The organism is Mycobacterium sp. 852013-51886_SCH5428379 (assembly GCF_001665575.1).
Taxonomy (GTDB): Bacteria; Actinomycetota; Actinomycetes; order Mycobacteriales; family Mycobacteriaceae; genus Mycobacterium.
Map to the genome: position 1 here is coordinate 67,182 of NZ_LZSU01000037.1, position 25,955 is coordinate 93,136.

At 71.2% G+C, this 25,955-nt stretch carries 22 protein-coding genes and 1 tRNA gene; 17 read left to right on the forward strand and 6 right to left on the reverse strand.

Annotated elements, in window-relative coordinates; translation table 11 throughout:
- Position 1: 1 nt before the first annotated feature.
- On the reverse strand, positions 2-976 hold the full coding sequence (locus A5757_RS16550; RefSeq protein ID WP_066836044.1) for a pirin family protein: 975 nt from the start codon (positions 974-976) through the stop codon (positions 2-4).
- A 63-nt stretch (positions 977-1,039) separates the two neighbouring features.
- On the opposite strand from A5757_RS16550, the gene A5757_RS16555 reads away from it, so the two are divergent.
- Entirely contained in the window at positions 1,040-1,276 is a 237-nt protein-coding gene (locus A5757_RS16555; protein ID WP_066836046.1) for a hypothetical protein, read from the forward strand.
- On the opposite strand, the gene A5757_RS16560 is transcribed toward A5757_RS16555, so the two are convergent.
- Positions 1,273-3,027, reverse strand: a complete 1,755-nt coding sequence (locus A5757_RS16560) for a phosphoenolpyruvate--protein phosphotransferase (protein WP_066836048.1) — start codon at positions 3,025-3,027, stop codon at positions 1,273-1,275. The genes A5757_RS16555 and A5757_RS16560 overlap by 4 nt on opposite strands.
- Before the next feature lie 64 nt (positions 3,028-3,091).
- Here A5757_RS16560 and A5757_RS16565 point away from each other — a divergent pair, with 64 nt between their 5' ends.
- The 8 genes from A5757_RS16565 (at position 3,092) to A5757_RS16600 (ending at position 12,000) form a co-directional block, all read left to right on the forward strand.
- Complete coding sequence (locus A5757_RS16565) at positions 3,092-3,859, forward strand: DeoR/GlpR family DNA-binding transcription regulator (RefSeq protein WP_066836050.1); 768 nt, start codon at positions 3,092-3,094, stop codon at positions 3,857-3,859.
- On the forward strand, positions 3,856-4,842 hold the full coding sequence (locus tag A5757_RS16570) for a 1-phosphofructokinase family hexose kinase (RefSeq protein ID WP_066836052.1): 987 nt from the start codon (positions 3,856-3,858) through the stop codon (positions 4,840-4,842). The genes A5757_RS16565 and A5757_RS16570 overlap by 4 nt, the downstream gene beginning before the upstream one ends.
- A 24-nt stretch (positions 4,843-4,866) precedes the next feature.
- The gene (locus A5757_RS16575) at positions 4,867-6,906 is read left to right on the forward strand and encodes a fructose-specific PTS transporter subunit EIIC (RefSeq protein ID WP_066836053.1); all 2,040 of its coding nucleotides are present in this window, start codon (positions 4,867-4,869) and stop codon (positions 6,904-6,906) included.
- A 14-nt stretch (positions 6,907-6,920) separates the two neighbouring features.
- On the forward strand, positions 6,921-7,178 hold the full coding sequence (locus tag A5757_RS16580) for an HPr family phosphocarrier protein (RefSeq protein ID WP_066836066.1): 258 nt from the start codon (positions 6,921-6,923) through the stop codon (positions 7,176-7,178).
- 167 nt (positions 7,179-7,345) lie between these two features.
- Positions 7,346-8,692 (forward strand): type VII secretion-associated serine protease mycosin, encoded by a 1,347-nt coding sequence (gene mycP, locus A5757_RS16585; protein WP_066836145.1) that lies wholly within the window; start codon positions 7,346-7,348, stop codon positions 8,690-8,692.
- Positions 8,689-10,095 (forward strand): type VII secretion protein EccE, encoded by a 1,407-nt coding sequence (gene eccE / locus A5757_RS16590; protein WP_066836068.1) that lies wholly within the window; start codon positions 8,689-8,691, stop codon positions 10,093-10,095. Before mycP ends, eccE begins: the two co-directional genes overlap by 4 nt.
- Positions 10,096-10,135: 40 nt before the next feature.
- Positions 10,136-11,668, forward strand: coding sequence for a PPE domain-containing protein (locus tag A5757_RS23900; RefSeq protein ID WP_066836070.1), 1,533 nt, complete (start codon positions 10,136-10,138; stop codon positions 11,666-11,668).
- An 8-nt stretch (positions 11,669-11,676) separates the two neighbouring features.
- A complete protein-coding gene (locus A5757_RS16600) occupies positions 11,677-12,000 on the forward strand; it encodes a YbaB/EbfC family nucleoid-associated protein (RefSeq protein ID WP_066836150.1) in 324 nt (107 codons plus the stop codon).
- On the opposite strand, the gene A5757_RS16605 is transcribed toward A5757_RS16600, so the two are convergent.
- A complete protein-coding gene (locus A5757_RS16605; protein ID WP_066836148.1) occupies positions 11,997-13,172 on the reverse strand; it encodes an acyl-CoA dehydrogenase family protein in 1,176 nt (391 codons plus the stop codon). The two genes, A5757_RS16600 and A5757_RS16605, sit on opposite strands and share 4 nt — an antisense overlap.
- Before the next feature lie 3 nt (positions 13,173-13,175).
- On the opposite strand from A5757_RS16605, the gene A5757_RS16610 reads away from it, so the two are divergent.
- On the forward strand, positions 13,176-14,216 hold the full coding sequence (locus A5757_RS16610) for an SDR family oxidoreductase (RefSeq protein WP_082929509.1): 1,041 nt from the start codon (positions 13,176-13,178) through the stop codon (positions 14,214-14,216).
- On the opposite strand, the gene A5757_RS16615 is transcribed toward A5757_RS16610, so the two are convergent.
- Positions 14,213-14,593: a VOC family protein gene (locus A5757_RS16615; protein ID WP_066836072.1), complete on the reverse strand. Its 381-nt coding sequence runs from the start codon at positions 14,591-14,593 to the stop codon at positions 14,213-14,215. The two genes, A5757_RS16610 and A5757_RS16615, sit on opposite strands and share 4 nt — an antisense overlap.
- A 25-nt stretch (positions 14,594-14,618) precedes the next feature.
- Positions 14,619-15,632, reverse strand: coding sequence for a selenide, water dikinase SelD (gene selD / locus A5757_RS16620; protein ID WP_066836153.1), 1,014 nt, complete (start codon positions 15,630-15,632; stop codon positions 14,619-14,621).
- 31 nt (positions 15,633-15,663) lie between these two features.
- Here selD and A5757_RS16625 point away from each other — a divergent pair.
- Positions 15,664-15,758, forward strand: a tRNA-Sec gene (locus A5757_RS16625).
- 4 nt (positions 15,759-15,762) lie between these two features.
- On the opposite strand, the gene A5757_RS16630 is transcribed toward A5757_RS16625, so the two are convergent.
- Positions 15,763-16,293 (reverse strand): DUF488 family protein, encoded by a 531-nt coding sequence (locus A5757_RS16630; protein WP_066836155.1) that lies wholly within the window; start codon positions 16,291-16,293, stop codon positions 15,763-15,765.
- Positions 16,294-16,347: 54 nt separating this feature from the next.
- Between A5757_RS16630 and selA the strand changes: the two genes are divergently transcribed.
- The 6 genes from selA (at position 16,348) to nrfD (ending at position 25,949) form a co-directional block, all read left to right on the forward strand.
- Entirely contained in the window at positions 16,348-17,628 is a 1,281-nt protein-coding gene (gene selA, locus A5757_RS16635; protein WP_066836156.1) for an L-seryl-tRNA(Sec) selenium transferase, read from the forward strand.
- Complete coding sequence (locus tag A5757_RS16640) at positions 17,616-19,310, forward strand: selenocysteine-specific translation elongation factor (RefSeq protein ID WP_066836084.1); 1,695 nt, start codon at positions 17,616-17,618, stop codon at positions 19,308-19,310. Before selA ends, A5757_RS16640 begins: the two co-directional genes overlap by 13 nt.
- Positions 19,311-19,396: 86 nt before the next feature.
- Entirely contained in the window at positions 19,397-20,632 is a 1,236-nt protein-coding gene (nhaA, locus tag A5757_RS16645; protein WP_369815961.1) for a Na+/H+ antiporter NhaA, read from the forward strand.
- A gap of 150 nt (positions 20,633-20,782) precedes the next feature.
- On the forward strand, positions 20,783-24,043 hold the full coding sequence (fdh, locus tag A5757_RS16655) for a formate dehydrogenase (protein WP_231984024.1): 3,261 nt from the start codon (positions 20,783-20,785) through the stop codon (positions 24,041-24,043).
- Positions 24,040-24,948, forward strand: coding sequence for a 4Fe-4S dicluster domain-containing protein (locus A5757_RS16660; RefSeq protein ID WP_066836092.1), 909 nt, complete (start codon positions 24,040-24,042; stop codon positions 24,946-24,948). Before fdh ends, A5757_RS16660 begins: the two co-directional genes overlap by 4 nt.
- Positions 24,948-25,949 (forward strand): NrfD/PsrC family molybdoenzyme membrane anchor subunit, encoded by a 1,002-nt coding sequence (gene nrfD, locus A5757_RS16665; RefSeq protein ID WP_066836094.1) that lies wholly within the window; start codon positions 24,948-24,950, stop codon positions 25,947-25,949. Before A5757_RS16660 ends, nrfD begins: the two co-directional genes overlap by 1 nt.
- The last annotated feature ends 6 nt before the right edge of the window (positions 25,950-25,955 follow it).

Consider the following 25,955-nt stretch of genomic DNA (forward strand, 5'->3'; position numbering starts at 1 on the left):
CTTACCGGCCCGACGTGTGCGGCATCAGCGCGTCCGGCGGGATGACGCCGAACTTGCCCGCGTGGTAGTCCTCCATCGCCTGGATGAGCTCGGACTTCGAGTTCATCACGAACGGGCCGTACTGGACGACGGGCTCGCGGATCGGCCTGCCGCCGAGGAGGAGCACCTCGAGAGCCGGCCTGCGGGATTCCTGGGTGGCTGCCGCGGAGAGGGCGATACGGTCGCCGGGGCCGAACACGGCGAGCTGCCCCTGCTGGATCGGATGCCCGACCGGACCGACGGTGCCGCGGCCCGACAGCACGTATGCCAGCGCGTTGAAGTCGCGGTTCCACGGCAGGCTGAGCCGGGCGCCCGGTTCTATCGTGGCGTGCGCCATGGTGATCGGGGTGTGTGTACTGCCCGGGCCGGCCTGTCCGGCCAGCTCTCCGGCGATGATGCGGACCAGCGCGCCACCGTCGTCGGACGACAGCAGGGCGACCTCGCCGCCCTCGATGGCCTGGTAGCGCGGGGCGGCGAACTTGTTCTCGCGCGGCAGGTTCACCCAGAGCTGGATGCCGTGGAACAGGCCGCCGCTCTCGACGAGTTCGGCGGGCGGGGTCTCGATGTGCAGGATGCCCGCACCGGCCGTCATCCACTGCGTGGCGCCGTCGGTGATCAGTCCGCCGCCGCCGTGGGAATCCTGATGGGCGAAGCGGCCGTCGATCATGTAGGTCACCGTCTCGAACCCGCGGTGCGGATGCCAGTCGGTACCGCGGGGCTCGCCGGGTTCGTATTCGACCTCCCCCATCTGGTCCATGTGGATGAACGGGTCGAGGTCGGCGGAGCTGACTCCGGCGAAGGCACGGACGACGGGGAATCCTTCGCCCTCGTAACCCCGGGGGCCGGTGGTGATCGAGCGGACGGGGCGGTCGGTGTCGGACGGCGCCGGCGCCGCCACGCGGGGCAGGGTCAGAGTGTCGGCAGTGATGGCAGGCATGCCACCAATAACCGGACCGCAGTCCGATTGATTCCCTGGCGTTCTGTGGGTACCCGCAGGGATATGACCGAGACGAACGGACCCGTCTGGGAGGTCGTGGCCGCCACGCTCCACGATGCGGGTGACGCGGGCCAGGGCGCCCAGGAGACCTCTGTGACCCGCGGCTCGGAGGACGAGGCGCGCCGCGTCTATGCCGACACCACCGGACACGCCGCCGACCAGGGGTATCGATACGTCGTGCTGCGCCGCGACGGCGTCGACGTGGAGTCGTGGCCGCAGGCGACCGGCTGGACCGTCTAATCCAGCGCGGCCAGTGCCGCCGCCCGCGCGTCCGCTGCGGTGGCGGCGCCGAGCGCACCGTCCGCGGCCGCACGGCACTGCTCCAACGTGGCCTGCGCGAGCGCAGCGCCCACCCCCTGCACCGCGGCGGCCGCCACCGACAGCGACGTCACGCCGACGCCGGTGAGCACACAGGCCAGCAGTGGATCGGCCGCGGCCTCACCGCACACGCCGACCGGCTTACCGGCCGTCGCACCCGCTCGCGCGGTCATCGCCACGAGTGCGAGCACCGCGGGCTGCCACGGATCGGTGAGCGTCGCGAGCTCGGCGGACATCCGGTCGGCGGCCATCGTGTACTGCGCGAGATCGTTGGTGCCGAGCGACAGGAAGTCGACGTGTTCGAGAATCCGGTCGGCCAGCAGGGCGGCGGCGGGCACCTCGACCATCACGCCGGGCGTGAGGCCGTGCTGCCGCACCGCGGTCGCGAAGGCCTTCGCCTCATCCGCGGTGGCGATCATCGGCGCCATCACCCACGGCCGGCTGCCGGTGCGCTGCGCCGCGGCGGCGATACCGGCGAGCTGACGTTCGAGCAGGCCCGGATTGCCGTGGGCGATCCGGATTCCGCGCACGCCGAGCGCGGGGTTGGCCTCGTCGGGATGGCCGGCGAACGCCAGCGGTTTGTCCGATCCCGCGTCGAGCGTGCGGATGACGACCCTGCGGCCGGCGAAGGCGGCGAGCACTTCGCCGTAGATCTCGGCCTGCTCGTCGACCCCGGGTTCGGTGTGGCGGTCGAGGAAGCACAGTTCGGTGCGGAACAGCCCGACGCCCTCCGCGGGCGTGCTGCGCGCCGCGCGCGCACCGGCGCCGTCCTGCACATTCGCCAAGATCGCCACGGGGTGACCGTCGGCGGTGGCCCCCGGTCCGGTCCACTGTGCGGTGCGTTCGGCGGCATGCCGCGCGGCGTCGACGACCCGCGCTGCGAGGGCGTCGTCGGGAGCGACGGTGACCGTGCCCGCCGCACCGTCCACCAGCACGTACTCCCCCGGGGGCACCTCATCGAGACCCGAGACGGCGACCACGCACGGGATGCCGAGTTGGCGGGCGATGATCGCGGTGTGGCTGGTCGGCCCGCCGAGCGTGGTGGCCAGTGCGACGACCAGCGCCGGATCCAGACCCGCGGTGTCCGCGGGGGCGAGGTCCGCCGCGCACAGGATCGACGGCTCCGTCGGGACCGGCACGCCCGGTTCGGGTTGCCCGCTCAGCTCGGCGATCACCCGGTCGCGGATGTCCTGCAGATCGGTGACGCGCTCGGCCATCAGTCCGCCCATTGCGGTGAACATGTCGACGAACTGGGCCACCGCGTCCCGCACCGCGCGGGTGGCCGGCGCTCCGGAACCGATGCGTTTCTCCGCCGCCGCCAGCCACGCGCGGTCCTGCGCCAGGGTCGCCGTGGCCGTGAGTACCTCCGCCGCGGCGCCGGTGGCGTGGGCGGCGCGCTCGCGCAGCCGGGTGACGACCGCGGTCACCGCTGCGGTGAACCGGGCGGTCTCGGCAGGCCGGTCATCGGCAGCGACCTCACCTGCCGGCCCGTCCTCGACCACTGGCTTGCCGGGTCGGATCACCGGCGCGTACCGGGCTCCGGGCACGACCGGAACCCCGTGCAGGACGGTGCCGGGGGGGAATGGTGATCCGGACGACGACGACGCGTTCATGTGGTCCAGATTACAAAAAACAATTGACAAGTCAACACGATCGGGGGTAAAACCAAACATAACCAACGAGCCTTTGCCCGTTTACCCCCGATCGATCGCACCCAGACCCAGAACGTGGAGGCCCATGTACGCCGAAGAACGGCAGCAGGCCATCGCCTCCCTGGTGCTGCAGAAGGGCCGGGCATCGGTGGCGGAGTTGGCCGAGGTCTACGACGTGACCACCGAGACCGTGCGCCGGGATCTGGCTGCTCTCGACCGGGCCGGGCTGCTGCGTCGCGTCCACGGCGGCGCCGTGCCGACCCGCTCGCTGCACCTCGTCGAATCGGGTGTGGGCGAACGCGACGAGACCCGCGCCGAACACAAGGACCGCATCGCTGCCACGGCGATCGACCATCTCCCGGCAGGGTGTGGCAGCGTGCTACTCGATGCGGGCACCACCACCGCTCGCGTCGCAGCCCAGCTGCCGACCGACCGCGAACTCGTCGTGGTGACGAATTCCGTCCCGATCGCCGCCCGGTTGGCCGGCATGCCGACGGTGCATCTGCAGCTCCTCGGCGGCCGGGTACGCGGACTGACCCAGGCCGCCGTCGGCGACCAGGCGCTACGCGTCCTCGACACCCTGCGGGTCGACGTGGCGTTCGTCGGCGCCAACGGCATCAGCGTCGAGCACGGGCTGTCGACGCCGGACAGCGACGAGGCCGCCGTCAAACGGGCGATGGTCCGCGCGGCCACGCGCGTCGTGGTGACCGCCGACTCCTCGAAGGCCGGCCGCGAGGACTTCGTCAGCTTCGCCCCGCTGTCCAGCGTGGACACCCTGATCACCGACAGCGAGCTCGGCGACGGCTACCGCAGGCAATTCATCGAGCGCGGCGTCGAGGTGGTGGTCGCGTGATCGTCACCGTCACCCCGAACCCCAGCATCGACCGCACGGTCACGCTGTCGGCGCCGCTACGGCGGGGCGCGGTCCAGCGCGTCGCCGCCGTGGTCGACGAGCCGGGCGGCAAGGGCGTCAACGTCGCCCGCGCACTGTCGCTGGCCGGGATCGACACCGTCGCCGTCCTGCCCGCCGCCGAGCAGGATCCGCTGGTGGCTGCGCTGCGGGCGAGCGGTGTCCCGTTCCGCCGGGTCCCGGCCGACCAGCCGGTGCGCACGAACCTCGCGCTCACCGAACCCGACGGCACCACGACGAAACTCAACGACCGCGGCGGAGTCCTCGACGACGCGGCGTGCGACGCCCTCACCGCCGCCGTGGCCGACGCCGCCCGCGGCGCCGACTGGGTGGTGCTCTCCGGTTCGCTGCCGCCCGGCCTGCCCGAGCACTGGTATGCCATCGCGGTCGCACTGCTGCAACCGAGCGGCTGCCGCATCGCCGTCGACACCTCCGATGGACCGCTCGGCGCGCTCGCGGCGGCGTTCCGCACCGATCGGCGGGCCGCACCGGATCTGCTCAAACCCAACGCCGAGGAACTCGCCGACCTCGTCGGCGCCGACCCCCTCGAGCTCGAGGCCGCGGCGGCGGCGGGTGACGCCGAACCCGTGGCGGCGGCGGCGCGGGATCTGCTCGACCGCGGGGTCGGCGCGGTGCTGGCCACCCTCGGTGCGGCGGGTGCGGTGCTGGTCGACGCCACCGGCGCCTGGTTCGCGACGCCGCCCCCGATCGTGCCCCGCAGTACTGTCGGCGCCGGCGATTCCGCGCTGACCGGATACTTGCGCGCCGCGGTGGGCGGCGCGGACCCCGCCGACCGGCTGCGGATGGCCGTGGCCTATGGCAGTGCCGCCGCCGCGCTGCCGGGCACCGCCCTGCCCGCGCCCGCCCAACTCGACCTCGACGGTGTTGCCGTCACTCCGATCGACGCCGCGCGGCTCAACTCCTAGCTTCCGACGACAGAAAGAACCGCCATGTCCAGTCCCACCGCTTCGATCATCACCGGCGATCTGGTGCTGCTCGACGTCGACGCCGGCGACGACAAAGGAGCCGTCATCGACCGCCTCACCCGCCTGGTCGCCGAAGCGGGCCGCTCCGACGACGGTGACGGGCTGCGCGCCGCGGCGATGGCCAGGGAGGAGCAGTCGGCGACGGGCCTGCCCGGCGGCATCGCGATCCCGCACTGCCGCTCCCCGTTCGTGTCGACCGCGACCATCGCCTTCGCCCGCCTGCGGCCTGCGGTCGACTTCGGCGCCCCTGACGGCCCGGCCGATCTGGCGTTCCTGATCGCCGCCCCCGAATCCGGCGGTTCCGCGCACATGAAGCTGCTCTCCAGCCTGGCGCGGGCGCTCGTGCGCAAGGAGTTCGTCGCCGCCCTGCGGGCCGCGGCCACCCCCGACGAGGTGGTGGCGCTGGTCGAGGACGTCGTCAACCCCCAACCCGCGCAGCCCGCCCAACCCGCCCAGCCCGCGCAGGCCGAGCCCGCCGAGCCGCGCACCCTCGTCGCGGTCACCGCCTGTCCGACCGGCATCGCCCACACCTATATGGCCGCCGATTCCCTCGTCGCTGCCGCCAAGGCCGCCGGCGTAGCCCTGCACGTCGAGACGCAGGGCTCCTCGGGCAGCACACCGCTGTCTGCGGAGACGATCGCCGCGGCAGACGCCGTCATCTTCGCCACCGACGTCGGCGTCAAGGACCGGCAGCGCTTCGCGGGTAAACCCGTCGTCGCCTCCGGCGTCAAACGAGCGATCAACGAACCGGACAAGATGGTCGCCGAGGCGCTGAGCGCCGCCGACAACCCGGACGCCGCGCGCGTCGAGGGCTCTGCGGGGGCGACGTCGGCGGCGGCGCCGTCGGGCGACGTCGGGTGGGGCACCCGGACCCGGCAGATCCTGCTCACCGGTGTGAGCTACATGATCCCGTTCGTCGCAGCGGGCGGTCTGCTGATCGCGCTGGGCTTCCTGTTCGCCGGTTACGACATCGCGAACACCCCCGACGGCGAGAGCAGCTCACTGGGCAACATCATCGCCACGACGAACTCCCTGACCGATCTGCCGCCGGGTGGATTCGTGCAGTACCTGGGCGCGATCCTGTTCACGCTCGGCGGGTTGGCGTTCTCGTTCCTCGTGCCCGCGCTGGCCGGCTACATCGCGTTCGCGATCGCCGACCGGCCCGGCATCGCCCCCGGCTTCACCGCGGGCGCGGTCGCGGTGTTCGTGGGTGGCGGATTCATCGGCGGCATCGTCGGCGGTCTGATCGCCGGATTCGCCGCGCTGTGGATCAGCCGAATCAAGGTGCCGCAGTGGGCCAGGGGCCTCATGCCGGTGGTGGTCATCCCGCTGTTCGCGTCGCTGGCGGTCGGGCTGTTGATGTTCCTGCTGCTGGGACGTCCGCTGGCCGCGATCACCTCGGGGTTGACGAACTGGCTGGGCGGACTGTCGGGGAGTTCGGTGATCATCCTCGGCGTCATCCTCGGTCTGATGATGTGCTTCGACCTGGGCGGACCCGTCAACAAGGCCGCGTACGCGTTCGCCACGGCCGGTCTCAACGTCGCGGACCCGGCGTCGCTGCGGATCATGGCCGCGGTGATGGCGGCCGGGATGGTGCCGCCGCTGGCGATGGCGCTGGCCTCGACGGTGCGCCCGGCGCTGTTCACCGAACCCGAACGGGAGAACGGCCGCGCGGCGTGGCTGCTGGGCGCCTCGTTCATCTCCGAGGGCGCGATCCCGTTCGCGGCCGCCGACCCGCTGCGGGTGATCCCGTCGATGATGTTCGGCGGCGCGGTCACCGGCGCGCTGATCATGGCGTTCGACGTCACGCTGAAGGCGCCGCACGGTGGCATCTTCGTCTTCTTCGCGATCGGCAACCTGCTGTGGTTCCTCGTCGCACTCGCCGCGGGTACCGCCGCCGCGGCCGTCGCCGTCGTCGCCGCCAAACAATTCCGCCCAAATGAACAAACGCGCGCAGAAGTACGAGAGAAATCCGCCATTTCGTCGAGTTCGACGACCGCCTGAAGGAAAGAGAACCCATGCCCGCCAAGACCGTCACCGTCGGCTCGTCGATCGGCCTGCACGCCCGCCCCGCCGCGATCATCGCCGAGGCCGTCGTCAACGCCGGCGTCCCCGTCACCCTCTCGATGGCCGGCGGCGAACCCGTCGACGCCGGATCGGCGCTGATGATCATGACGCTCGGCGCCGACAACGGCGCGGAGGTCACCGTGGAATCCGACGACGAAGGCGCCCTGGACACCGTCGCGGCTCTGGTCGCCCAGGATCTCGACGCCTGAGAAAAACCGCGACCGACCCCTTCGGCGCGCGCCTACGATTGCTACCGTGCATGCGATCGGTCGGGGCGACGCGACAGGATGGGCTGCTCAGCGGCCGGTTGCCGGTTTGCTAAGGGCCCCTGAGTCTCGAGGCCGCGTTCTGCGCGACGAGGGGGGTGGGTGACGCGATGCGTCGCATCGTTGTGCTGTTGTCGGCGTTGCTGCTGGTTCTGCTGACGGCACCGCCCGCCGCAGCGCTCGAACCGCCCGTCATCGACCCCGTCGCCGTGCCCCCCGACCAGACCGGCCCGGATTCGCCGACCGAACAGCGCCGGGTGTGCTCCGCACCGACCGTCCTGCCCAACAGCAATTTTGCCGACCGCCCGTGGGCCAACAACTATCTGCAGCTGCCCGAGGCGCAGAAGTTCGCGACCGGCGCGGGGGTCACCGTCGCCGTCATCGACACCGGCGTGACCGGCTCCCCGCGGGTCCCGGCCGAACCCGGTGGCGATTTCGTCGACCAGGCCGGCAACGGCATGTCCGACTGCGACTCCCACGGCACGCTGACCGCCTCGCTGATCGCCGGGCGCGGCGCACCCACCGACGGTTTCATCGGCGTCGCCCCCAACGCCCGCATCCTGTCGCTGCGGCAGACCTCCGAGGCGTTCCAGCCCGTCGGCGCCCGACAGGACCCCAACGACCCGAACACCACCCCGACGGCCGGTTCGCTGCGCAGTCTGGCGCGCGCCGTCGTGCACGCCGCCAACCTCGGCGCGCAGGTCATCAACATCAGCGAGGCCGCCTGCTACAAGATCACCAGGCGCATCGACGAGACCGGCCTGGGCGCGGCGATCAACTACGCGGTCAACGTCAAGAACGCCGTCGTCATCGTGGCCGCCGGCAACACCGGTCAGGACTGCAGCCAGAATCCGCCGCCCGATCCGGCGATCCCGGCCGATCCGCGCGGCTGGCAGCAGGTGCAGACCATCGTCAGCCCGGCCTGGTACTCACCGCTGGTGCTGACCGTCGGCAGCATCGACGAGAACGGCCAGCCCAGCAACTTCTCCATGTCCGGCCCCTGGGTCGGTGCGGCAGCGCCGGGCGCCAACATCACCGCGCTGGGTTACGACGGCGCGCCGGTCAACGCGCTGCAGGGTCAGGACGGGCCGATCCCGATCGGCGGGACGTCGTTCGCCGCGGCGTACGTCTCCGGGCTGGCGGCGCTGCTCAAGGAGCGCTTTCCGGAGCTGTCCCCCGCCCAGCTCATGAACCGCATCACCGCGACGGCCCGGCATCCGGGCGGCGGCGTCGACAACTACGTCGGCGCCGGCGTCATCGACCCGGTCGCCGCCCTCACCTGGGACGTGCCCGAGGGCCCGGCGACCGTGCCCTACCGGGTCAAGGAGATCCCGCCGCCGGCGTACGTCCCGCCGCCGGACCGCGGACCGATCACGATGGTCGTCATCATCGCGGCCGGACTCGCCGCGGTGCTGGGAATCGGCGCGCTCACCCGCCGGGCACTGAGGCGCCGATGACCGTGCTGCGCCATTTCGGTCTGCGGTTCACCACCGGCCACCTCATCTGGGCGGCCGTGCTGATCCCGGCCTGCCTCGCGGTGTGCATTCCCAACAACCAACTGTGGCTGGGCGTCGGCATCTCGGTCGCCATCGCGCTCATCGCGGTGGTGACGCTGCGTGGTCGCCGGCTCACCGGCTGGATCACCGTCCTGTTCTCCTGGCGGCGCGGCCACCGCCATCTGCCCGCCCCGCCGTCCGAGCCCGCGGTGGGGGCGACCGTACTGCCCGGCGATCACGTCGCCGTGCGCTGGCAGGGCGACCATCTCGTTTCGGCCATCGAGCTGGTGCCGCGGCCGTTCACCCCGACGGTCGTGGTCAACGGGCAGGCGTTCACCGACGACGTCCTCGACACCGCGCTGGTCGAGGAACTCATCGCCGCGCACTGCCCCGATCTCGAGGCCGACGTCGTCTCCGCCGGCTATCGCGTCGGCAAGACCGCGCCCGCCAGCCTCGTCGCCCTCTACGAACAGGTCGTCGGTCCGTATCCGGCGCCGGCCAGCAGGCGCACGTGGATCGTGCTGCGCGCCGATCCCGACCGGACGCGCAAAACCGCGCAACGCCGCGAATCCGGCGTCGCCGGGCTGGCCCGCTATCTGGTCGCCTCTACGACGCGCATCGCAGATCAGTTGTCCAGCAACGGAATCGATGCTCGCTGCAGCCGCAGTTTCGACGATTTCGACCGGGCGACCGAGGTCAGCTTCGAACGCGAGACGTGGTCGTCGATCAAGGGCCGCAGCACCTTCACCGCCGCCTACAGCGCACCCGGCGGACCGGACGCCTGGTGGTCGGCCCGCGCCGACCACACCATCACCCGGATGCGGATCCGGCCGGGCACCGCGCCGACCACCACGGTGCTGCTCACCACGTTGGCCAATCCCACGACGCCGCGGGGCTTTTCGTGTCTGTTCGGCGGGCAGCGCGCCGCCCTGCAGGGCATCAGCCCGGTGACCGATCGGCACTACGAGCTCCCGATCGGCTCCGCCGGCATCCTGGTCGGCGAGACCGCGGACCGTCATCCGGTCTACATGCCGTTCGACGACATCGACGTCAGCATCAACCTCGGTGACGCGCGGTTGTTCACACAGTTCGTGGTGCGGTCGGCGGCCGCGGGCGGGGTCGTCACCCTCGGTCCGCGCTTCGGTGAGTTCGCGGGATTCGTCAACGGCCGCATCGGCGACGTCGCGAAGATCTCGTGGCCCGGCCACGGCGGGGAGGCCACCACCTACCTCGGACCGCATCCCGGAGTCAGCCGGGTCATCTTGCGCCACAACTTCATCGACACCCCGCGACATCGGCAGCTACCGATCCACCTCATCAATCCGCGTGAGGAGAGCCGCTACCAGATGGCGCTGGAACAATGAGTCAGGGCACGCGGGCGCTGACGGGGAGGGAGGCTCGCGCATGACGGAACAACGGGTGGATCCGCAGACGCTGCGGACCCAGGCGGACGCGATGACCTTCCCGTTCGTGAAGCTGCAGTCCGAAGCACAACGCCCCGACCGCCTCACCGCGACCATCGCCGCCGTGGAGAACCTCAACAAGAACGCCGCGGCGCTGAGCCAGTACTGGTCCTACGCCGAGACCGAGAACGCCAACATCATGGGTTCGTTGCGATCCGCGGCCGACGCCTATCAGAACGTCGACGAGGAGTACGGCGTCGCGATCGACAATCCCGACCGCGCTGCCGCCGTCGGACGGATCACCATCCCGGACAACTCGGTGCCGCTGCCCGCGGTCCCCGACGACCCCGCGTTCGGTGCCGTCGCGCCCGGGTCCTACGCCGACGTCGAGACCACCCAGCAGCTCTTGGCCGAGGGCGACGACGGCGCCTCCCTGCAGCTGCTGGCCGTCAACTTCGGGATCATGGCCGACCATCTCGACGCGCGCTCCGGGTTGCCGAACACCACCGACTGGGAGGGCGAGGCCGCGGATGCGGCGCTCAAGCGCCACAACACGTTCAACGCCTGGCTGGAGGATCTGAGCAAGGCCTACCGCGAGCTCGCGCACTCGGCAGAGAAGATCCGCGAGGCCCACCTCGCCGCCAAGGCCGCGCACCAGACCATCTATGAGCAGTACATGACCAAGAAGCAGCAGCTGGCGACGGCCTACCGGCAGCGATCTGCCGGCGATCCGGTGATCCAGCAGCTGCAGAACGACATGCAGCAACTCCAGCAGCAGTCCGACGATCTGCGGGAGGGCTACGCCGCAGGGGCCGACATCACCCCGTCGATGCCGGGCAGACCCGATTCCGCCGCGCCGAGCGGACCGTCGTCGGTCGGCGGCGGCGGTGGCGGTGGCGGCGCACCGTCCGGCGGGATGCCGAACCCGAGCGACTTCGGCCGGCAGGGCGGCTCCCCCGCGGTGTCCCCGGCATCGGCGGGCGGCCAGGGCGGTGGCGCGCCGTCCGGTGGTGGCTCACCCGGCGGCGGATCGCCTGCGGGCGGTGGCTCGCCCGGGGGTGGCTCGCCCGCCGGTGGCGGCGCACCCGGCGGTGGGTTGCCCGGGGAGATACCCGGCGCCGGCGACGAGGGTCTGCCTCCCCTGCCCGACGATCCCGGTCTCACCCCCGCCGCTGCCGGTGGTGGCGGCGCCGGCGGTGGGGCGGGTGGCGGAGGTGCCGGAGCCGGCGGGATTCCGGCCGGTCCGCTGCAGCCCGCGGTCGGCGCCGATTCGGTGGCACCCGTCGCGACCGGCGGTGCGCGCGGCGGCAACGCGGGTGGCCCGGCCGGTGCCGGCGCCGGAGTGGGCGGCATGGGGATGGGCGGTATGCCGATGGGCGGCGCCGGCGCCGGGCGCGGCGGCGGCCAGGACCGCAAGCGCACGCCGGGGCTCTCGCCCGACGAGGATCTCTACGTCGAGGACCGGCCGTTCACCGAGGCGATCATCGGCCGGCAGCCCCGCAAAGGTCCGCAGGACAACAAGGATTCCAAGTGACCGACGAGATGCATCCCGCGGTCGCTGCCGTCCTGCGGCAGGCCCGCGAGCTGCAGTCGATCATGGATGCGCAGCTGCAGAAGATGAACACCGACACGTTCACCGGCTCCGACGCGTCGCGCACCGTGGAGGTCACCCTCGACGGCCACCATCAGCTGACCGACGTCTACATCGCCGACGGCACGCTGCGATTGGGCGCCCAGACCGTCGAGGCCCGGTTGAACGAGGCGCTGCAGAACGCGACGGAGGCGGCCACCGCAGCGATCGAGGCGGACCGCGAACGGATCGACGCGATGGTCGCCGAGCTCACCGATCGCGACCCGTTCGGTTAGAGACCGGGCTGGTCCTCGATGATCCCCAGCCAGATCTGGGCGGCATCGATCGCGACCTTCTCGCTGATGAACGCGTGCTGGGTGCCGGTGTAGACGTCGCGGAACGCCCGCTCGAGGCGGCTGCCCTCCCGGATCGCGCTCGTCCCCGCGACCAGATGCGCCCACTCCGCGCAGGCCCGCGCCACATCGGTGGCGTAGACGGCGGCCACGCGCATATCGGCCCGCAGCGCCGGGGTGAGGTCAGCGCCCGCGCCGACGGTGGTCTCGGCGGTGGTGAACGCGTCCAGGACCAGCAGCCGCGCCGCCCGCCAGGCCGCGACGTGGTGGGCCAGTCCCTTCTGGAAGGTGGGCCGGCTCGCCAGCGACGCCATATCGCTCATCCGGTACTTCGTCGCGGCCAGGTCCTGCACGTCGTCGAGCATGCTCTTGGCCACGCCGAGTGCCCATGACGCGTGGCCCGCGGCGGTGACCGGCATCAGCCCCATCCGGGTGGCCGGCGACGATCCGCGCTGCGGGATGCGCTCGAACAGCGGGAACGTGCGGTGCGCGGGCACGAACACGTCGCTGACGCTGTAGTCGTAGGAGCCGGTGCCCTTGAGCCCCTGTACGTGCCAGCCGTCGCTGAACGTGACGTCGGCCCGCGGCAGGATCGCCACCTGCATGTCGGGCACTCCCTCACTGACCCAACGCATCTCACCGTCGTCGAGGGGGAAGAAGCCCGCGGCGACGTACTGTGCGTGCCCGGTGCCGGAGCCGAAGCTCCACGATCCGGACAACCGGTAGCCGCCGTCGACCGTGACGCCCTGGCCGTTGGGGAAGAACTGTCCGCCCATGGTGACCCGGTTGTCGTTGCCGGTGAACACCTCGGCGAATCCGGCGTCGGGCAGATAGCTGGCGGCGGCGAACGACGACGGCATGTTCGCAATACCGATCCAGCCGAACGACCCGTCCTGCCAAGCCATCTCGATCCATGTCTCGATCATCTCGGCGAAGGTGGGCTCGACACCACCGGCCGGGGCGGGGTTGAACGCCGACATCAGGCCGCCGGCCCACATCTGCTCGACGATTGCCGGGGCGAGGGTGCGGAGGCGTTCTGATTCGGCGGCGTTGCTCGCCACGAGGTCCCGCATGTCGCGCGCGCGCGTCACGACATCGATGTCGGTCTGGGTCATCGGATGACCGTACGTCGTGGAGCAGAGTTTCCCGGCGAACCGTTGCACTTCTGTTTCCCGATGCACCGCCGCGGCCATACTCTGAGCTCCACCGACGGGGAGGGCGCAATGATCGACGACGCCGTACGTCTGCTCGGACGCACCGCGGTGCGGCTGGCCCAGGGGGTGCCCGTGATCGGCGCCCGCTTCGGTGCGCCGATGCGACTCGACCTCACCGGCCGCGTCGTGTTCGTCACCGGCGCCGCCCGGGGTCTCGGCGCCGAGATCGCCCGGCAGGCCCACGACCGCGGCGCCCGCGTGGCGCTGGTGGGTCGCCGGTTGGAGCCGCTGACCGAACTCGCCGCCGAACTGGGCCCCGGCGCCGCCGCGTTCCAGGCCGACGTCACCGACGCCGACGCGTTGCGCCGCGCCGCCGAGGAGACGGCCACCCGGTTCGGCGGTATCGACGTCGTGATCGCCAACGCCGGTATCGCACCGCCGTCGCACACCGTCGGCACCATCGATCCGGACGCCTTCGAACACACCGTGGAGGTGGATCTGCTCGGGCAGTGGCGCACCGTGCGCGCCGCGCTGCCCGCCGTCATCGACCGCCGCGGGCACATCGCGCTGGTCGGCTCGATCTACGCCTTCTTCAACGGAGTGCTCGCCGCGCCGTATGCCGTCAGCAAGGCCGGGGTCGAACAGCTGGCCCGCACCCTGCGCGTCGAACTGGCGCAGCACGGCGTCAGCGCCGGGATCGCCTACCTCGGCTTCATCGACACCGACCTGGCCGCCGACGCCTTCGCCGACGAACAGGCCGCCGCGATCCGCGACGTCGCACCGGATTTCATCACCCGCCCGATGACCGTCGAGGCGGCCGCCGCCGCCGTCCTCGACGGCGTCGAGCGCCGGGCCTCCCGCGTCACGGCACCCGCCTGGGTCGGGCCGCTCCTGGCCGCCCGCAGCGTCTTCACCGAGGTGATGGACGACGTGCTGATCCACAACCGACGGGTCAACGACGCGATCCGGGACGCGGAAACCGCTGCGGCAGAACGAGACAGCTAATCCGGGCGCACCGTGCTCAGGCAGAACGGGTGACCGACCGGGTCCAGCAGCACCCGCCACGCCTGCGCCGCCGGTTGCCGCGCGGCCTCGGTGGCGCCCAGCGCGACGGCCGCGGCCACTGCGGTGTCGAGGTCGTCGACCGCGACGTCGAGGTGCATCTGCTGCAGCTGCGGGCCGTCCGGCCAGTTCGGGGCGACGTAGGTCTCCACGCGCATCAGCGTCAGCATCGGGCCCGCACCAGCGAGCGAGACGATGCCCCGGTCGTGGGTGGCGAACACCTCGTCGAGGCCCAGCAGATCGCGGTAGAACGGCGCCAGCAGGTCAGGATCGGGACAGTCGATGGAGATCGAGGCGAGGCTTCCCACGGCGCTGAGCATGGTCCGATCCTAGAGACCGGGACCGTCACCGCACGACGATCACGTGCTCTCCACGCGGCACGAATTCGCCGATGACCGGGGCGCCGGGGATCTCACCTGCCAGCAGCAGACCGCCGGAGGTCTGGGCGTCGGCCAGCAACAGCGCCTCGTCCGCGCTGACCGCGCTGAGGTCGGCGTGCGGGGCCACCCAGTCCAGGTTGCGCCGCGTTCCGCCGCTCACGTATCCGGCGGCCAGCGCCTCGCGGGCCCCGGCGAGATACGGCACCGCGGCAGCGTCGACCACCGCCGTGACGCCGCTGGCGCGGGCGGTCTTGTAGAGGTGGCCGAGCAGGCCGAAACCCGTGACGTCGGTGGCGCATTCGATACCGGCAGCCAACGCGGCCGCGGCGGCGTCGGCGTTGAGCGTGGTCATCGCCGCGATCGCCTCCTCGGACCGTTCGCCGGTGGCCTTGTGTCTGCTGTTGAGCACGCCCACGCCGAGCGGCTTGGTCAGCGACAGCGCGGTGCCGGGCCTGGCGGCGTCGTTGCGCAGCAGCCGGTCGGGGTCGGCGATCCCGGTGACGGCCAGCCCGTACTTCGGCTCCGGGTCGTCGACGCTGTGCCCGCCGGCCAGGTGGCAGCCGGCCGCCGTGCAGACATCGAGGCCGCCGCGCAGCGTCTCGGCGGCCAGCTCGAACGGCAGCACGTCGCGCGGCCAGCCCAGCAGGTTGACCGCCACCACCGGCCGGCCGCCCATGGCGTAGACGTCGGACAGCGCGTTGGTCGCCGCGATCCGGCCCCAGTCGTACGGATCGTCGACCACCGGGGTGAAGAAGTCGGTCGTCATGATCAGCGCCGTCCCGCCCGCGATCCGCACCGCGGCCGCGTCGTCGCCGTCGTCGAGGCCGACCAGCAGTTCGCCGATCGGATCGACGGGCGCGGCGCCGGTCAGCCCGCGCACCACGTTCTCCAACTCGCCGGGTGGGATCTTGCATGCGCATCCGCCGCCGTGGGCGTACTGGGTCAGTCGGTAGATCTGTCCTGTGGTCACGGCCTCCATGCTGCCTGCCATGATGGACCGGTGGGCCTCCGGAGGCGTATTCGGTCTGGTGACCGGCACGATCTTCAAAATCGCTGAGCGGCAGGAACTGTCGCTGGCGGGTTCGATTCCCGTCCGCCTCCGCCACCCATCAGCCCAGCTGGGCGGGCCACACCACGGACCCGTCCGGCCGCAGGACGGCCGCGGTCGGCTCCGGATGCGGCAGCAGCCGTCCGTCGTGCATCAGGTGGCGGACCTCGCTCGCCCCGGTGACCACTGCGACGTCGGCCACGATGCGCCGGTGACACCGCCACCACACCGCCTCGCTGCACATCATGGCGGTGGGTTGGCGCCGCGACTGCTCGATCAGCTCGCCGAACCCGTCGGCGAATTCGGCGGTGCGGGTGTACGCGGCATAGGCCGCGAACTGGGTGACGCGCCACCAGCCGTCCTCGGGCGGCTCCCCGGCAGGCAGCCGGCGGCGTCCGCCGAGGCGCGGATCCCATCGGTAGGCCAGGCCCGCGTCGGCCAGCCACACCGCCATCGTCGACGACTCCACATCGGGGTTGTGTCTGCTGTTCGGGAAGCGCCGGATATCGACGAGGGCCTCGATACCCGCATCCTGCAGCAGCACCGCGAACTGCGCGCGCTCCAGCTTGCCGTGACCCACAGACGTCAGCACATCTCCGGTGTACCCGGGTGGCGCGTGATGATGGCGCATGATGGCGTCGTGGTCATCAGTGATCCCCGCCGCCGGATCCCCCGCACCGACGCGCTGCTCGCCGATCCGCGCCTGGTCGACGCGCAGCGCACGCTGGGCCGGACGCTGGTCAAGTCCGTGATCGCCGCCGCCCAGCAGCTCGCCCGCAACGGCGAGATCGCCGCCGACGACGTCGCGGACCACGCCGTCGCCGCGCTGCCCGCGGGCGCGGCCAGCCTCCGGCCGGTCATCAACGCCACCGGGGTCGTCGTACACACCAACCTCGGCCGGGCCCCCCTGTCGCAGGCCGCGGTCGCGGCGATGACGACCGCAGCCGGCGCCACCGACGTCGAGTTCGACCTGCAGACCGGCCGCCGGGCCCGTCGCGGACGCGGTGCCCTGGCGGCGCTGTCCGCCGCGGTGCCGGCCGCGGGCGGGGTGCACGTGGTCAACAACAACGCCGCAGCGCTGCTGCTGACGGCGCTGACGCTGGCGCCGGGACGCGAGATCGTCGTCAGCCGCGGCGAACTCATCGAGATCGGCGACGGCTTCCGCCTGCCCGAGCTACTGGAATCGACCGGATCGCGCATCCGCGAGGTCGGCACCACCAACCGCACCCATCTGCGCGACTACGCCGCCGCCATCGGCCCCGACACCGGCTTCATCCTCAAGGTGCACCCGTCCAACTACCACGTCAGCGGATTCACCTCCAGCGTCGCCGTCGCCGACCTGGCCGGTCTGCCGGCGCCGCTGGTCGTCGACATCGGGTCAGGGCTGCTGACCCCGCATCCGGTGCTGCCCGACGAACCGGCCGCCACCACCGCGCTGCGCCACGGCGCCGATCTGGTCACCGCGAGCGGGGACAAACTGCTCGGCGGCCCGCAGGCGGGTCTGCTGCTGGGCACCGCCGACCTGATCGACCGGCTGCGCAGACATCCGGCCGCCCGCGCGGTGCGCGTCGACAAGCTGACCCTGGCCGCGCTCGAGGCCACGCTGACCGGACCGCCACCCCCTGTCGAGCAGGCGCTCACCGCGGACGTCGACGGGTTGCGGGCCCGGGCCCGACGGCTGGCCGAACGGCTGCCCGGCGCCGACGTCGTGGACTGTGTGGCGGCGGTCGGCGGCGGCGGCGCCCCGGAGGTCGCGCTGCCCAGCGCCGGGCTGAGCCTGCCGGAGTCCTACGCCGTCGAGCTGCGCACGGGCACACCGGCGGTGGTCGGCCGCGTCGAGGACGGCCGCTGCCTGCTCGATCTGCGCACCGTGGCGCCCGAGGAGGACGAGCTGCTCGCGGCGGCGATCCTGGCGTGTACGTCGTAGCGACGGCCGGACACGTCGACCACGGCAAGTCGACGCTCGTGCACCGGCTCACCGGGATGTGGCCCGACCGACTCGCCGAGGAGCAGCGTCGCGGCCTGACCATCGAACTCGGCTTCGCCTGGACCGACATCGCGGGGCATGAGGTCGCCTTCGTCGACGTGCCGGGCCACGAGCGGTTCGTCGCGACGATGCTCGCGGGCGTGGGCCCGGTGCCGGCCGTCGTGTTCGTCGTCGCCGCCACCGAGGGCTGGATGCCGCAGTCCGACGAACATCTGGCCGCGTTGCGGGCACTGGGCGTCGACGACGTTCTGGTGGTGGTCAGCAAGACCGACCTGGCCGATCCCGGCCGGGCGGTGGCGCAGACCCGGGAGCGGCTACCGACGGCGCCGGTTGTGCTCGGCGCCGACCTCGACGCGGTCCGCGCCGGCCTGATCGCCCTGGTCGACCGGCTGCCGTCGCCCGACCGCGACGCGGACGTGCGGCTATGGGTGGACCGTTCGTTCACCGTGCGGGGTGCGGGGACCGTGGTCACCGGCACGCTGGGCGCAGGCACGCTGCGCGTGGGTGACGAACTCACTCATGACGGGCGCCGCGTCGCGATCCGCGGGCTGCAGTCCCTGGGACGCGACCGCACCGAGGTGGGCGCCGTCGCCCGGGTCGCGGTGAACCTGCGCAGCATCGACCACCGGCAACTCGGTCGCGGAGACGCCCTGTGCACCCCGGACGCCTGGCTGACCACCACCGAGGTCGACGTGGCGCTCACCGTCCCCGACGACGTGCACCGCGAACTCGTCCTGCACCTCGGGTCGGCCGCGGTCCCGGTGACGGTGCGCCCTCTCGGGCAGGCGGCGGCCCGGCTGCGGCTGGCCCGCCCGCTGCCGCTGCGGGTCGGCGACATCGGCGTGCTGCGCGATCCGGGTGCACACCGGATCGCCGCCGGGGTCGAGGTGCTCGACGTCCGGCCGCCGGCGCTGCGGAGGCGCGGTGCGGCGCGGGCCCGGGCCGCGGAGCTGGCCGACGGGCGGCCCCGGCCCCCCGTCTGCGCACGCCGCAGCGAACTGCGCGCGATGGGTCTGCCCGAGCGCGGTCTGCGGATCGACGAGTGGGTGATCGACGAAAGCTGGTGGGCCGAGCGCTGTCAGCATGTGGTGCCGGCGGTGGAGCGGTGGTCGACGGAGAACGACATCGCGGCCGGAATGCCGGCGGAGGCACTGCGCCGAGCACTCGGCCTGCCCGCCCCCGAGCTGATCGCGCCGCTGATCGAGGGCACCGGACTCGAAGTCTCGCAAGGGCGGGTGCGCAAGCCCGGGGTGCAGCTACCCGAGCGGGTGGACCATGCGGTGCGCGAGGTGGAGAAGCTGCTGGCCGCCGCGCCGTTCCGGGCTCCGGAGGCCGACGCCTTGACCGCCCTCGGGCTGGGCTCCAAGGAACTGGCGGCCGCGGTACGGGCCGGCCGGCTCACCCGGATCGCGACAGGCGTGGTGTTGGGCCCCGACGTTGTCGACGCCGCGGCGGCGATCCTGGCCGGCCTCCCCCAGCCGTTCACCGTCGCCGAGGCCAAGCGCGCCCTGGACACCACCCGGCGCGTGGCCGTTCCGCTCCTGGAACTTCTTGACCGCCAACGGATTACGCGGGCAAATAGCGACGGTACCCGGCTGGTGTCGAACAACCGAGCGGGGTGACCGACCCCGTTACTGGTACAGTGGGGTTCGGAGCGCCGGGAAGCCTGGTCGGCATGGTTGTTCATACCTGCCCGAAAGGTGCTTCAGTGCAAGACATTTCGACGTCACCGCCCCATACCGGCATAGGTGCGCACGAAAAGCGGCGGCCCCCAAGGATTTCCCAACTCGGCCGCGCACTGCGCCAGGATCTCGTGGGCGGCATCCTGCTACTCGGGGCCGCCGTTGCCGCGCTCGTATGGGCCAATTCACCGTGGTCCCAGAGCTATCACGACTTACGTGCGTGGAGTTTCGGCCCGGAGTCGCTGCATCTGAACCTGACACTGGCGGCCTGGGCCGCCGACGGCCTGCTCGCCATCTTCTTCTTCGTCGTCGCACTCGAACTCAAACGCGAATTCGTGCACGGCGAACTGCGCGATGCGCGCCGCGCATCGGTTCCCGTCATCGCCGCGCTCTGCGGCATCGCGGTACCGGCCGTCGCCTATGTCGCCGTCAACAGCATCGCAGGATCGGATGCGTTGCAGGGCTGGGCGATTCCGGCGGCCACAGACATCGCCTTCGTGCTCGCGGTGCTGGCCGTTATCGGCAGGAACCTGCCGTCGAGTCTGCGCGTCTTCCTGCTGACCCTGGCCGTCGTCGACGATCTCATCGCCATCACGATCATCGCGGTGGTCTACACCAGCTCGCTGGCTTTCGCGCCGCTGCTGGCCGCCGTTGTTCCGCTGACGCTGTTCGCCTGGCTGGTGCGGCGCTACCCGACGCGGTGGTGGCTGTTGCTCCCGGTCGGTGCGCTCACCTGGGCATTGGTTCACGCAGCAGGCATCCATGCGACGATCGCCGGCGTGGCGCTCGGCCTGGTGGTACCCGCTGCGAAGTGGTGCGAGCGCTACGAGCATGCCGTCCGCCCGATCTCCGCGGGCTTCGCGGTGCCCGTGTTCGCACTCCTGGCGGCAGGCGTCACCGTCGGCGGGATCTCAGGTCTCGCACAGTCGCTGACCGAACCGGTGACGCTCGGGATCATCGTCGGGCTGGTGGTCGGGAAGGTCGTGGGTATCGCAGGGGTCACGCTGTTGATCAAGACCTTCACCCGCGCGGGCGCCGGCTTGCACCCAGTCGACATCTGCGGCGTCGCCCTGCTGGCCGGTATCGGGTTCACGGTGTCGTTGCTGATCGGGGATCTCGCGTTCGACGGCGGGACCGTCACCGACCACGTGCGGATCGGCGTGCTCACCGGGTCACTGCTCTCGGCGCTGCTCGGCGCCACGATCCTCGGGATCCGCAACCGGATGTATCGGCGCGCAGCGGCCGAGCCGCACCCGCTGTGACGTGGCCGCCCACGCTGATCGCCGGATTCATCCCGCGGTGTCGGGGTATACCGAGGCGTCCGACGCGGGACGCGGTGGTTGCGAACCCAACGGATCGACGGTTGGATCGAGGCAGCGACCAGGACGGAGGTGACGGTGGGCATCAAGGACATGTTCGAGTCCTGGCCGGTGTACCGCCAGCTCACCGGCGACGACCCGCTGGGCCGGGGTAAGGCCGCGCAGTCCCGCCGATCGCTGGAGCTGACGCCACGCACCGCCGAGGCCGACAGCGTCGCCCACTCCGTGTGCCCGTTCTGCGCGGTCGGCTGCGCGCAGAAGGTGTACGTCAAGGACGGCAAGGTCACCCAGATCGAGGGCAACCCGGACAGCCCGATCTCCCGCGGCCGCCTGTGCCCCAAAGGATCCGCGAGCAAGCAACTTGTCACCGGTCCGCAGCGCGAGACCACGGTGCGTTACCGCCCGCCATATGCCACCGACTGGCAGGACCTCGACCTCGACACGGCGATGGACATGATCGCGGACCGGGTGCTCGACGCCCGCGCCAAGGGGTGGCAGGACTTCGACAAGGACCGGAACACCCTGCGCCGCACCATGAGTATCGCCAGTCTCGGCGGCGCGACCCTGGACAACGAAGAGAACTATCTGATCAAGAAGCTGTTCACCGCGCTCGGCGCGCTGCAGATCGAGAACCAGGCGCGTATTTGACACAGCGCCACGGTTCCCGGTCTGGGAGCCTCCTTCGGTCGCGGCGGGGCGACGGACTACCAGCAGGATCTCGCCAACTCTGACTTCATCGTCATCATGGGTTCCAACATGGCCGAGGCCCACCCGGTCGGATTCCAATGGGTGATGGAGGCCAAGTCCCGCGGCACGCAGGTATTCCACATCGATCCCCGGTTCACCCGCACCAGCGCGCTGGCCGACCGCCACGTCGCGCTGCGCGCCGGCAGTGACATCGCGTTCCTCGGCGGGGTCATCAACTACATCCTGAGCAACGAGCTCGACTTCAGGGAGTACGTCACCGCCTACACCAACGCCGCGTTCATCGTCGACGAACGCTTCCAGGACGCCGAGGATCTCGACGGCCTGTTCTCCGGCTACGACGACGAGACCGCGTCCTACGACCCGTCGACCTGGCAGTACGAGAGCACCGACCCCGAAACCGGGGGCGCGGAGGCCAAAGAGGAGAGCACGGCCTACGAATCGGGGTCCGGCGGCCCGCCGGTCGAGGGCGGTGCGGGCGACATCCCGAACGATCCGACGCTGCAGCACCCGCGCTGCGTCTACCAGATCCTCAAGCGGCACTACGCCCGCTACACCCCCGAGATGGTCGAGCGGGTGTGCGGCGTGCCTGCCGAGCAGTTCCTCGACGTCGCCCGCAAGTGGACCGCGGCGTCGGGCCGGGAGAAGACCGCCGCGCTGGTCTACAGCGTCGGCTGGACCCAGCACACGCTGGGCGCGCAGTTCATCCGTGCCGGTGCGATCATCCAGTTGCTGCTGGGCAACATCGGCCGCCCGGGCGGCGGGGTGTTCGCGCTGCGGGGGCACGCCAGCATCCAGGGTTCCACCGACGTGCCGACGCTGTTCAACCTGTTGCCCGGGTACCTCGCGATGCCTCGGGCCGGCCACGAGACGCTGGCCGACTACCTCGACGACATCAAGAGCCGCAACCAGAAGGGCTTCTGGTACAACGCGGACACCTACATGGTGTCGCTGCTCAAGGAGTACTGGGGCGAGCACGCGACCGCCGACAACGACTTCTGCTTCGACTACTTGCCGCGCATCAACGGCGACCACGGCACGTACCGCACCGTGATGGACATGGTCGACGGCAAGATCTCCGGTTACTTTCTGCTGGGCCAGAATCCGGCCGTCGGCTCGGCGCACGGCCGGTTGCAGCGCCTGGGTATGGCCAACCTCGACTGGTTGGTGGTGCGCGACCTCGTGATGATCGAGAGCGCGACGTTCTGGAAGGACGGCCCGGAGATCGAGACCGGGGAGATCACCCCCGAGGAGTGCCGCACCGAGGTGTTCTTCTTCCCGGCGGCCTCGCACGTCGAGAAGTCGGGCACCTTCACCCAGACCCAGCGGATGCTGCAGTGGCGGGAGCAAGCCGTGGAACCGCCCGGCGACGCACGTAGCGAGCTGTGGTTCTTCTACCACCTCGGTCGCCGGATCCGCGAAAAGCTCGCCGGCTCAACCGATCAGCGCGACCGTCCGATCCTGGACCTCTGGTGGGACTACGAGCTCGACGGCGACGAACCGTCAGGGGAGGACGTTCTGCGCCGCATCAACGGCGTCGACCTCACCACCGGTCGCGCGGTCGACGGCTATCTCGACCTGAAAGCCGACGGCAGCACGGCCTGCGGCTGCTGGATCTACAGCGGCGTGTACGCCGACGAGGTCAACCAGGCCGCCCGACGCAAACCGCACACCGAGCAGGGGCCCTACGACAACGAGTGGGGCTGGACGTGGCCACTGAATCGTCGGGTGCTCTACAACCGGGCGTCGGCCGATCCGCAGGGCCGGCCGTGGAGCGAACGCAAGAAGCTGGTGTGGTGGGATCCGGACAAGGGTGAGGCCGGCGAGTGGACCGGCTATGACATCCCGGACTTCGAGAAGAACAAGCCGCCGAACTACCGCCCGTCGCCCGAGGCGGTGGGCGTGGCGGCGTTGCGCGGTGATGACGCGTTCGTGATGCAGGCCGACGGGAAGGCGTGGTTGCTCGCCCCGAACGGCGTGCTCGACGGTCCGCTCCCCACACACTACGAACCGCACGAGTCGCCGGTCCGCAACCCGCTGTACCGCCAGCAGGGCAACCCGGCGCGCAAAGTGTATGGGCGAGCGGACAATCCGTCGAACCCGTCGTGGCCGGACGCGCACGGCGAAGTGTTCCCGTACGTGTTCACCGCCGCACGGCTCACCGAGCACCACACCGCGGGTGGCATGAGCCGCCAGCTGCCGTACCTGGCCGAACTGCAGCCCGGTCTGTTCGTCGAGGTATCACCGGAACTGGCGGCCGAACGCGGGCTGACGCACATGGAGTGGGCACACGTGGTGACGAGCAGGACGGCGGTGGACGCCCGCGTGTTCGTCACCGACCGGATGCGGCCGCTGCGGGTGGACGACCGCAAGGTGCACCAGATCTGGATGCCGTACCACTGGGGCAACCAGGGTCTGATCGAGGGCGACGTCGTCAACGACCTGCTCGGTGTGGTGGCCGACCCCAACGTCTTCATCCAGGAGAGCAAGGTCGCGACGTGCGACATCCGGCCGGGCCGGCGGCCACGCGGTGCGCAGCTACTCGAGTACGTGCGGATGTACCGCGACCGCGCGGGCATCACGCCGGAGACGGGTACCGACCTCGACACCACGCAGAACTCGACCGACCATACGGAGCAGACACCTTGAGCAACAACAGTTTCTACGGTCCGCTCCATGACGTGGCCGGCGACGCCGGGTACACCGAGCCCCCGCCGCGCGTGGGCTTCTTCACCGACACGTCGGTGTGCATCGGCTGCAAGGCCTGCGAGGTCGCGTGCAAGGAGTGGAACGAGGTGCCCGTCTCAGGAGAAGGCGACGGGTTCAACCTGCTCGGGATGTCGTTCGACAACACCGGTGAGCTGGGCGCGAATTCGTGGCGGCACGTTGCGTTCATCGAGCAACCGGGCCGCACACCGATCGAGCCCGAGGACCTCGGCATGCCGGGTTTCGAGCGGCCCGGCGACACCATGGCTCCGGAAACCCGGCAGGACTTCCGCTGGCTGATGGCCTCGGATGTGTGCAAGCACTGCACCCACGCGGGCTGCCTCGACGTCTGCCCCACCGGCGCGCTGTTCCGGACCGAGTTCTCGACTGTCGTTGTGCAGCAGGACATCTGCAACGGCTGCGGCTACTGCGTGTCCGGCTGCCCGTACGGGGTGATCGAGCGCCGGGAGGGCGACGGCCGGGCGTGGAAGTGCACGCTGTGCTACGACCGGTTGCACGACGGTCTCGAACCGGCCTGCGCCAAGGCCTGCCCCACCGACTCGATCCAGTTCGGCGTCCTCGACGAGCTGCGGGAGCGGGCGGCGTTGCGCGTCGAGGAGTTGCATGCGCAGGGGCTGAGCGAGGCGCGGCTGTATGGACACGATCCCAACGACGGCGTCGGCGGCGACGGCGCGTTCTTCCTGCTGCTCGACGAACCCGAGGTGTACGGCCTGCCGCCGGATCCGGTGGTGCCGACCCGGGATGCGGGCGCCATGTGGCGCTACGCGGGGGTGGCGGCCTCGGCGCTGGTGGGTATCGCGGTGTCGGCGTTCCTCGGGAGAAGCTGATGCGCGAGAAGCTCAGCGACACCGGAGCCAACGACGTGCACGCCCGGCCCGCACAACGCAGGGGCGGCCGCGACGACATGGCCGTGGCGCCCGCCGACTTCCGGTCCTACTACGGGCGGCAGATCCTCAAGACGCCCGTGTGGAACTGGATGATCGCGGCCTATCTGTTCAGCGGCGGGCTGTCGGCGGGGTCGGCGTTGCTGGCCGCGGGCGCGGACCTGACCGGCCGGCCGCAGCTGCGGCGGGTGTCACGGGTCGGTGCGTTGGTGAGTCTGCTGGCGAGCATGTATTTCCTGATCGGCGATCTGGGCCGCCCGGAGCGGTTCCACCACATGCTGCGGGTGGCCAAACCGAGTTCCCCGATGAGTATGGGGACGTGGTTGCTCGGCGGTTACGGACCCGGCGCGGGCCTGGCCGCAGTGGCCGAACTGATACCCGCGCGAATCCGGGCCACGCGGCTGGGCCGGTTGGTCGGGTGGCTGGCACGCCCGGCCGGGATCGAGGCCGCCGCGGTGGCCCCGGGCGTCGCGTCCTACACCGCGGTTCTGTTGTCGCAGACCGCGGTTCCCGCCTGGCGCGAGGCGCATCCGTATCTGCCGTTCGTCTTCACCGGGTCGGCGGCGGCCAGCGGGGCAGGCCTGGGCATGCTGCTGGCGCCGGTGAGCGAGACCGGTCCGGCGCGGCGGATGGCGGTGGCCGGAGCGGCGCTGGAGGTGGCGGCGTCGCGGACGATGGAGCACCGGCTCGGTCTCGTCGGTGAGGCGTACACGACGGGCCGCCCGCATCGGTTGCGGCAGACCTCGGAGGTCCTCACCGTCGCGGGGGCGGTCGGCGCGGTGGTGGCGGGCCGGCGGCGCTGGGCGGTGGCCGCCTCAGGCGCCGCGCTACTCGTCGGCAGCGCGCTGCAGCGCTTCGGAGTGTTCGAGGCCGGCGTCGCATCGACCAAGGACCCGAAATACGTTGTGGTGCCTCAGCGGGAGCGATTGAACTCCCGCGGTTGACCAGAC

Excerpts from the sequence above, each read along its gene's own strand:
- A5757_RS16550 (WP_066836044.1), bottom strand. The coding sequence starts at position 976 with ATGCCTGCCATCACTGCCGACACTCTGACCCTGCCCCGCGTGGCGGCG.
- A5757_RS16555 (WP_066836046.1), top strand. The coding sequence starts at position 1,040 with ATGACCGAGACGAACGGACCCGTCTGGGAGGTCGTGGCCGCCACGCTC.
- A5757_RS16560 (WP_066836048.1), bottom strand. The coding sequence starts at position 3,027 with ATGTTTGGTTTTACCCCCGATCGTGTTGACTTGTCAATTGTTTTTTGT.
- A5757_RS16565 (WP_066836050.1), top strand. The coding sequence starts at position 3,092 with ATGTACGCCGAAGAACGGCAGCAGGCCATCGCCTCCCTGGTGCTGCAG.
- A5757_RS16575 (WP_066836053.1), top strand. The coding sequence starts at position 4,867 with ATGTCCAGTCCCACCGCTTCGATCATCACCGGCGATCTGGTGCTGCTC.
- A5757_RS16580 (WP_066836066.1), top strand. The coding sequence starts at position 6,921 with ATGCCCGCCAAGACCGTCACCGTCGGCTCGTCGATCGGCCTGCACGCC.
- mycP (WP_066836145.1), top strand. The coding sequence starts at position 7,346 with ATGCGTCGCATCGTTGTGCTGTTGTCGGCGTTGCTGCTGGTTCTGCTG.
- eccE (WP_066836068.1), top strand. The coding sequence starts at position 8,689 with ATGACCGTGCTGCGCCATTTCGGTCTGCGGTTCACCACCGGCCACCTC.
- A5757_RS23900 (WP_066836070.1), top strand. The coding sequence starts at position 10,136 with ATGACGGAACAACGGGTGGATCCGCAGACGCTGCGGACCCAGGCGGAC.
- A5757_RS16600 (WP_066836150.1), top strand. The coding sequence starts at position 11,677 with ATGCATCCCGCGGTCGCTGCCGTCCTGCGGCAGGCCCGCGAGCTGCAG.
- A5757_RS16605 (WP_066836148.1), bottom strand. The coding sequence starts at position 13,172 with ATGACCCAGACCGACATCGATGTCGTGACGCGCGCGCGCGACATGCGG.
- A5757_RS16610 (WP_082929509.1), top strand. The coding sequence starts at position 13,176 with ATGACCGTACGTCGTGGAGCAGAGTTTCCCGGCGAACCGTTGCACTTC.
- A5757_RS16615 (WP_066836072.1), bottom strand. The coding sequence starts at position 14,593 with ATGCTCAGCGCCGTGGGAAGCCTCGCCTCGATCTCCATCGACTGTCCC.
- selD (WP_066836153.1), bottom strand. The coding sequence starts at position 15,632 with ATGGAGGCCGTGACCACAGGACAGATCTACCGACTGACCCAGTACGCC.
- nrfD (WP_066836094.1), top strand. The coding sequence starts at position 24,948 with ATGCGCGAGAAGCTCAGCGACACCGGAGCCAACGACGTGCACGCCCGG.